5 protein-coding genes are annotated in these 7,348 nt (G+C 65.5%); 4 read left to right on the forward strand and 1 reads right to left on the reverse strand.

Annotated features, from left to right (window positions below; all coding sequences use genetic code 11):
* The first annotated feature begins 8 nt into the window (after nucleotides 1–8).
* The 3 genes from B2U07_RS19400 to tldD are packed head-to-tail and all read left to right on the forward strand — an operon-like array spanning nucleotide 9 to nucleotide 6,140.
* The gene (locus B2U07_RS19400) at nucleotides 9–3,797 is read left to right on the forward strand and encodes a YhdP family protein (RefSeq protein WP_296277635.1); all 3,789 of its coding nucleotides are present in this window, start codon (nucleotides 9–11) and stop codon (nucleotides 3,795–3,797) included.
* Between the two features lie 49 nt (nucleotides 3,798–3,846).
* The gene (locus B2U07_RS19405) at nucleotides 3,847–4,695 is read left to right on the forward strand and encodes a carbon-nitrogen hydrolase family protein (protein ID WP_296277552.1); all 849 of its coding nucleotides are present in this window, start codon (nucleotides 3,847–3,849) and stop codon (nucleotides 4,693–4,695) included.
* Nucleotides 4,696–4,697: 2 nt separating this feature from the next.
* Nucleotides 4,698–6,140: a metalloprotease TldD gene (gene tldD, locus B2U07_RS19410; RefSeq protein ID WP_275547155.1), complete on the forward strand. Its 1,443-nt coding sequence runs from the start codon at nucleotides 4,698–4,700 to the stop codon at nucleotides 6,138–6,140.
* Nucleotides 6,141–6,152: 12 nt separating this feature from the next.
* On the opposite strand, the gene yjgA is transcribed toward tldD, so the two are convergent.
* Nucleotides 6,153–6,671, reverse strand: a complete 519-nt coding sequence (gene yjgA, locus B2U07_RS19415) for a ribosome biogenesis factor YjgA (RefSeq protein WP_275547154.1) — start codon at nucleotides 6,669–6,671, stop codon at nucleotides 6,153–6,155.
* 127 nt (nucleotides 6,672–6,798) lie between these two features.
* On the opposite strand from yjgA, the gene B2U07_RS19420 reads away from it, so the two are divergent.
* Nucleotides 6,799–7,348: PmbA/TldA family metallopeptidase (locus B2U07_RS19420; RefSeq protein WP_296277554.1), on the forward strand; the 550-nt coding region annotated here is incomplete at its 3' end.

The following is a 7,348-nucleotide window of genomic DNA, read 5'->3' on the forward strand; positions in this document are numbered from 1 at the left end:
CGGCCTTGATGCGCTGGGGGCTGGGGCTGTGCGCGGCCGTGCTGGTGCTGGCCGCGCTGTACGTCAGCCTGGGGCGTGAGCTGGTGCCGCTGGTGGCCGAATACCGCCTCGAACTGGAAGATCGCGCCACCGAGCAGTTGGGCGTGCCGGTGCGGATCGGCAGCCTCAAAGGCCATTGGCGGGGCTTCGCGCCGGTGCTGGTGGCGCGCGATGTACGCCTCGGGGACGAGGGGGCAGGGCTGAGCCTGGAGCGCGTGCAACTGCTGCCGGATGTGAGCGGCAGCCTGCTGGCACGCCAGCCGCGTATCGCCCATCTGCAGATCGACGGTCTGCAACTGAACGTGCAGCAGAACACCGAGGGCGGCTGGCAGTTGCAAGGGTTGCCACAGCGCGACGGCCCCGAGCTGAACGTCGAACGACTGCTCAAGCAATTGCAGGTGGTGCATCGCATCAGCCTGCTCGACAGCCGCGTGGTGGTGCAGCCGCTCAATCAGGAGCCGTTGCTGCTCAGCTACGTCAATCTGAGCCTGCGCTACGGCAGCAACAGCCAGCGCCTCGACGGTCGTCTGCTGCTGCCCGACGGCCAGCCGGTGGCGCTGAGCCTGCGCACGCGCATGCAGCCGAAGACCTGGCGCGAAGCCGAGTCGCAGCTCTATCTGAGCCTGCCGCAGAGCGATTGGGCGAGCTGGCTGCCGAAAACGCTGCTCGGCGACTGGCAGCTGCAGCGTCTGCAGGCCGGCGGTGAGCTTTGGCTGGAAGGGCGCGGCCTGGCCCTGCACAAGGGCGCCCTGCGCCTGCACGCTCCTGCAGTGGTTGGCGGTCAGGTCAGGCACGAGGCCGTGACGCTCAAGGACCTGGCCTTCAACGCCTTCTTCGCCCAGGACGAGCAGGGCGTACGGGCACAGATCGATTCCCTGGCCATGAGCCATGGCGAGCAACGTATCGGCGAGCTGCACCTGAACCTGAAACAGAACAATGTGGGCGAGGCTGACGAGCGTTGGGCGCTGACGGCCGATCGTCTCGACCTCGCCGCCTGGGCGCCGCTGGTGCAGGCGCTGGCGCCGATGCCCGACAAGGCGCGCGAGGTTCTGGTGGCGCTGGCACCGGTTGGCGCGGTCAACAACCTGCTACTCGATTATTACCCGCAGCGCGAGGGCGCCGAGCGTCTGCAGTTCGCTGCCAATCTGGACAAGGTGGGCATCCAGGCCTATCGCGGCGCGCCGGCGGCGGAGAATGTCAGCGGTAGCGCCTCGGGCGACATGTTCAAAGGCGAGCTGCGCCTGAATACCGAGGACTTCGCCCTGCATCTGGATCAACTTTTCCCCAAACCCTGGCGTTATCGCCATGCTCAGGCGCGGTTGAGCTGGGACTGGAGCGAAACCGACTTGACCCTCTACAGCCCCTATATGCGCGTGGACGGCGAGGAAGGGCAGGTCGCAGGGGACATGCTGATCCGCCTGCTGCGCGATCCTGAGGCGGAAAGCTACATGGACCTGCGGGTCGGCCTGCGCGACGGCGATGCGTCCTATACCGAGAAGTATCTGCCGAGCCGCGCCCCCGGCATGAGTGCCGAGCTCGATCATTGGCTGAAGACAGCGATTCGCGCCGGCCATGTCGAGGAAGGCTACTTCCAGTACCAGGGCTCGCTGAACAAGGGCGCAGCGCCGGGGGCGCGCAGTCTCAGTCTGTTCTTCAAGGTCAGGGACGCCGAGCTGGCCTTCCAGCCCGGCTGGCCGTCGCTGCGTGAAGGTGTGGGCGAGGTGCTGATCGAGGACGATGCCGTGCGCGTGCGCCTGCAGAGCGGACGTCTGCAGGAAAGCGAGGTCCGCGACGTCATTGCCAATATCCCGCTGCTGCACGATGGTAAACCGCCACGTCTGCACCTCGATGGCAAGGTGCAGAGCAGCCTGAGCGACGCGATCAAGCTGCTGCAGGAGGCGCCGCTGGGGACCTCGGAAATCTTCGCTGGCTGGCAGGGGCAAGGCCCGCTGACCGGGCGGCTGCAACTGGATATTCCGCTGCAGAAGGGAGCCAAGCCCGGTGTGGTGGTGGATTTCGCCACCGAGGGCGCCAGCCTCAAGCTGGCCAATCCGGATCTGCAACTGAACAAGGTGAAGGGCGCCTTTCGTTTCGACAGCAATGCCGGGCTGAGCGCGCCGGATGTTCGCGCCGAGGTCTTCGGGCGTCAGGTAAGCGGCAGGATCAGCGCCGAAGGCTCACGCGGACAAGCGCGCAGCGGATTCGATCTGCGCGGCCAGGTGCAGGTCGATACCCTGAGCGAATGGCTCGGTGGGCCGCAGAAGCTGCCAGTCAGCGGTTTGCTGCCTTATCGCCTGCGCCTGACCCTGGACGGCGACGACAGCAAGTTGCGTGTCGACTCCAACCTGCGCGGTGTGACGATCGATCTGCCGGCGCCGTTCGGCAAGACGGCGCAGCAGGAGCGTGATGCCAGTTGGCGCATGACCCTCTCGGGGCGTCAGCGTCGCTACTGGGCGGATTATGGCGAGCTGGCCAGCCTCAATTTGGCCGCACCTGCCGATGCACTGGCCGAGGGGCGTGGCGAGGTGGTGGTTGGCGGTGGCGCGGCGGGACTGCCGCCTGGCCAGGGCCTGCGCGTGCGCGGACGCCTGGATGAGCTGGATCTGGATGCCTGGAAGCAGCTCGGTAGCGATCATCCGGTCGAGGTGGACGCTGACAGCCAGCGTTTCTTGCGCAGTGCACGGCTGGAAATCGGACGGTTGCGCGGCTTCGGCCAGGAGGTCGAACAACTGACCGTCGGCCTGACACGAGAGCCTCAGGGCTGGGCCCTGCGACTCGACAGCGAACTGGCCGCCGGCCAGGTGCTGCTTGCGGACGCCGAAGGCGTGCCTATCCGTATCGATCTGCAGCATGTCAGGCTGCCAGCTCCCGAGCCCGAGCCCGATGCAGAAAGCGATGCACCCGATCCCCTGGCCGACTTCGATCCCAAGTCGCTGCCGCCGCTGGATATCAGCATCCAGCGTGTTCAGCGCGGCGACAAGGTGCTGGGTGCCTGGTCGCTCAAGGTGCGCCCCGAGGAACAGGGCGTGCGTTTCGATGAACTCGATATCGACCTGCAGGGGTTGAAGATCGGCGGCAGCGCCGGTTGGCGAAGTGCTGCCGGCAATACCCAGAGCTGGTACAAGGGGCGCCTGCAGGGCAAGGACCTTGGCGCGATCCTGAAAGCCTGGGATTACGCCCCTAGCGTCACCAGCGAAAGTTTCCGCGTCGACGTCGATGGCAGCTGGCTCGGTTCGCCTGCCTGGTTCTCGCTCAAGCGCTTCTCGGGCAATCTCGACCCCTCGCTGCGCAAGGGGCAGTTCGTCGAAGTGCAGGGCTCGGCCCAGGCGTTGCGCGTATTCGGCCTGCTCAACTTCAATTCCATCGGCCGCCGCCTGCGTCTGGACTTCTCCGACCTGCTGGGCAAGGGGCTGAGTTATGACCGGGTCAAGGGCAACCTGCAGGCGACCAATGGCTTCTTCGTCACCCATGAGCCCATCACCATGACCGGGCCGTCGAGCAATCTCGAGCTCAACGGCAATCTGGATCTGCGTAACGAGCAGATCGATGCCAAGCTCCTAGTGACCCTGCCGGTGACCAACAACCTGCCACTGGCTGCTCTGATCGTCGGTGCACCGGCGATTGGTGGCGCCCTGTTCGTGGCGGACAAGTTGCTGGGTGACAAGGTCGCCCGTTTCGCCAGCGTGCAATACGACGTCAGAGGCCCGCTGCAGGACCCGGATATCCGTTTCGACAAGCCCTTCGAAAAACCGCAATGACGGGGCGTCTTGGCGTAGGCTGTCACCTTGATAACCGATGAGTGCCGCCATGAATCTCGCTGTAATCCAGATGGTCAGTCAGGATGACGTGCAAACCAACCTGCGCCTGGCGCGTCGCATGCTGGAGCGGGCGGCGCAGGGCGGTGCACGCCTTGCCGTGCTGCCGGAGAACTTCGCCGCCATGGGCCGTCGAGACTTGGCCGCCATCGGTCGTGCCGAGGCAGTCGGCGAAGGCCCCATCCTGCCCTGGTTGAAACGCGCCGCGCGTGACCTCAGTTTATGGATAGTGGCCGGCACCTTGCCGCTGCCGCCTGACGACGATGCCGAGGGCAAGCCGAACGCCTGCTCGCTGCTGATCGATGACCAGGGCGAGCGCGCGGCTCGCTATGACAAGCTGCACCTATTCGACGTCGACGTGGCCGACAACCGTGGCCGTTATCGCGAGTCTGACGATTTCGCCCATGGCCAGCGTGTCGTGGTGGCGGACACGCCCGTGGGGCGCCTGGGTCTGACCGTGTGTTACGACTTGCGCTTCCCCGAGCTGTTCGGCGCGCTGCGCGAAGCCGGTGCCGAGCTGATCAGCGTGCCGGCAGCCTTCACCGCCGTGACCGGTGCGGCGCACTGGCAGGTGCTGACGCGGGCGCGTGCCATCGAGACCCAGTGCTACGTGCTGGCAGCCGGTCAGGGCGGCGAGCACCCCGGGCAGCGCCTGACCTTTGGCCATTCGGCGATCATCGATCCCTGGGGCAGCGTTCTGGCCGAGCAGGATCAAGGCGAAGCCGCACTGTTGGCTTCGCGCGATGTCGCCGAGCAGGCGGCCATTCGCCAACGTATGCCGGTGCAGCAGCACCGCCGATTTTATTCATCGGGCGCACCGCGTCCGATCGTTGTGGAGTGATCATGAATACGATGTTGCAATCTGTCAGCGAGCACCTGTTGGCGCCCGGTAACCTGACGCTCGACAGCCTCAGCAGCGTGCTGGGTGAGGTCGCAGGTCCCGGCATCGATGCCGCCGATCTCTATTTCCAAAGCCAGGTTTCGGAAACCTGGGTACTGGAAGATGGCATCGTCAAGGAAGGCAGTTTCAATCTTGATCAGGGCGTTGGCGTGCGCGCCCAGTCCGGTGAGAAAACCGGTTTCGCCTACAGCAATGCGATCAGCCTCGATGCGCTGACCCAGGCTGCGCAGGCTGCGCGTTCGATCTCCCGCGCCGGCCAACAGGGCCGCGTGCAGGCTTTCGTCAGTCCGCAGGTGACCCAGCTTTATGCCGAAGGCAACCCGCTGGATGTCATGAGCCGCGCCGAGAAGGTCGAGCTCCTGCAGCGTATCGATCGTGCCACCCGGGCGCTCGACCCGCGCATCAAGCAGGTCACCGTAAGTCTGGCCGGTGTGTGGGATCGCATTCTGGTCGCCGCTCATGATGGCAGCCTCAGCGCCGATATCCGCCCGCTGGTGCGCTTCAACGTCAGCGTCATCGTCGAGCAGAACGGTCGTCGTGAACGTGGTGGGCATGGCGGCGGTGGACGTACCGACTACCGCTATTTCCTGGAGGAAGACCGAGCCATGGGTTACGCCCGCGAGGCGCTGCGCCAGGCGCTGGTCAACCTGGAGGCTATCGCCGCACCCGCTGGCAGCATGCCGGTGGTGATGGGCGCCGGCTGGTCCGGCGTGTTGCTGCACGAGGCGGTCGGCCACGGCCTGGAAGGCGACTTCAATCGCAAGGGCAGCTCCAACTACAGTGGCAAGATTGGCCAGCAGGTGGCGTCCAAGCTGTGCACCATCGTCGATGACGGCACCCTGGTCGGTCGTCGCGGCTCGCTCAGCGTCGACGACGAAGGCACGCCGACCCAGTGCACCACGCTGATCGAGAACGGCGTGCTCAAGGGCTACATGCAGGACAAGCTCAACGCGCGCCTGATGGGCGTGGCTGCTACCGGTAACGGTCGTCGCGAGTCCTACGCGCACCTGCCGATGCCGCGCATGACCAACACTTACATGCTGGCCGGCGAGAGCGACCCGGAGGAAATCATCCGTTCGGTGAAGAAGGGCATCTACTGTGCCAACCTCGGTGGCGGCCAGGTGGACATCACCAGCGGCAAGTTCGTTTTCTCCACCAGCGAGGCCTACCTGATCGAAGACGGCAAGATCACCGCGCCGGTCAAAGGTGCCACGTTGATCGGTAACGGTCCGGAGGCTATGAGCCGCGTATCCATGGTTGGCAATGACCTGGCCCTGGACAGCGGCGTCGGCACCTGTGGCAAGGATGGCCAGTCGGTGCCGGTGGGCGTTGGTCAGCCGACGTTGAAGATCGACGCGATCACCGTCGGCGGCACCGGTGCCTGAGGCGATGCCGGCTCAGCGCAGGCCGCGCTGGATTTCGTCAAGCTCGCGGATGTACTTGAACACCTTGCGCGCGGCGGCCGGCGGCTTGTTGCGCGCGGCTTCATGCAGGGCATGACGAACCAGGCCGCGCAGATGCTGGACGTCGGCATCGGGGTAAAGCTCGACAAAGCTTTCCAGCGCACTGTCGCCTTCGCCGATCAGGCGGTCGCGCCAGCGCTCGAGGGCGTGGAAGCGCTCGTTGTATTCGCGGGTGGAGCTGTCCACCTGGTCGAGCATGGCGACGATCGCCTCGACATCCTGTTCACGCATCAGCTTGCCGATGAATTGGATGTGGCGTTTGCGCGCGGCGTTGGCGGTGTGTTTCGGCGCTTCGGCGAGGGCGCGGCGTAGTGCGTCGGTCAGCGGCATTTTCGCCAGCAGGTCCGGCTTGAGCGCAGTCAGGCGCTCGCCGAGTTCCTGCAGGGCATGCAGTTCGCGCTTGACCTGAGATTTGCTCTTCTCCAGGGAGAAGTCGTCGTAGGAATCAGACATGGGGTGGGTCCAGAGGGAAACGCCGCCATGATAGCAGTAACCGTGACCGCCGGCCCGTAGCCGGCAGTCGAGAGCAGGCCCCAGGCTACGTGTGCGAGGGGGCTGCGCCAGAGAATCGGGAGTGGTTATGAGTGAAGTAGAACGCATCGGGCCGCAGGCCTTGCCAGCGCTGCAGGAGCAGGTCGAGGCGATTCTCGCCGAGGCCAGGCGCCAGGGTGCCAGTGCCTGCGAAGTCGCCGTCTCGGCGGGCCAGGGGTTGTCCACCACCGTGCGCCAGGGCGAGGTGGAGACCGTCGAATTCAATCGCGACCAGGGTTTCGGCATCACCCTGTACGTGGGTCAGAGCAAGGGCTCGGCCAGCACCTCGGCCACCGGTATCGAGGCCATTCGCGAGACCGTGGCGGCAGCCCTGGCGATTGCCAGGCACGCATCCGAAGATGAATGTGCCGGCCTGGCCGATGCGGCGCTGATGGCCCGCGAGCTGCCGGAACTGGACCTTTATCACCCCTGGTCGATCACCCCGGAGCAGGCAGTCGAGCAGGCGCTGGCCTGCGAGGCGGCGGCATTCGCTGCCGACACGCGGATCAAGAACGCCGATGGCACCAGTCTCAACACCCATCAGGGCTGCCGCGTTTATGGCAACAGCCATGGTTTTATCGGCGGTTATGCGAGCACCC

The organism is Pseudomonas sp. UBA7530, assembly GCF_002479365.1.
In the GTDB taxonomy this organism is placed as follows: Bacteria; Pseudomonadota; Gammaproteobacteria; order Pseudomonadales; family Pseudomonadaceae; genus Aquipseudomonas.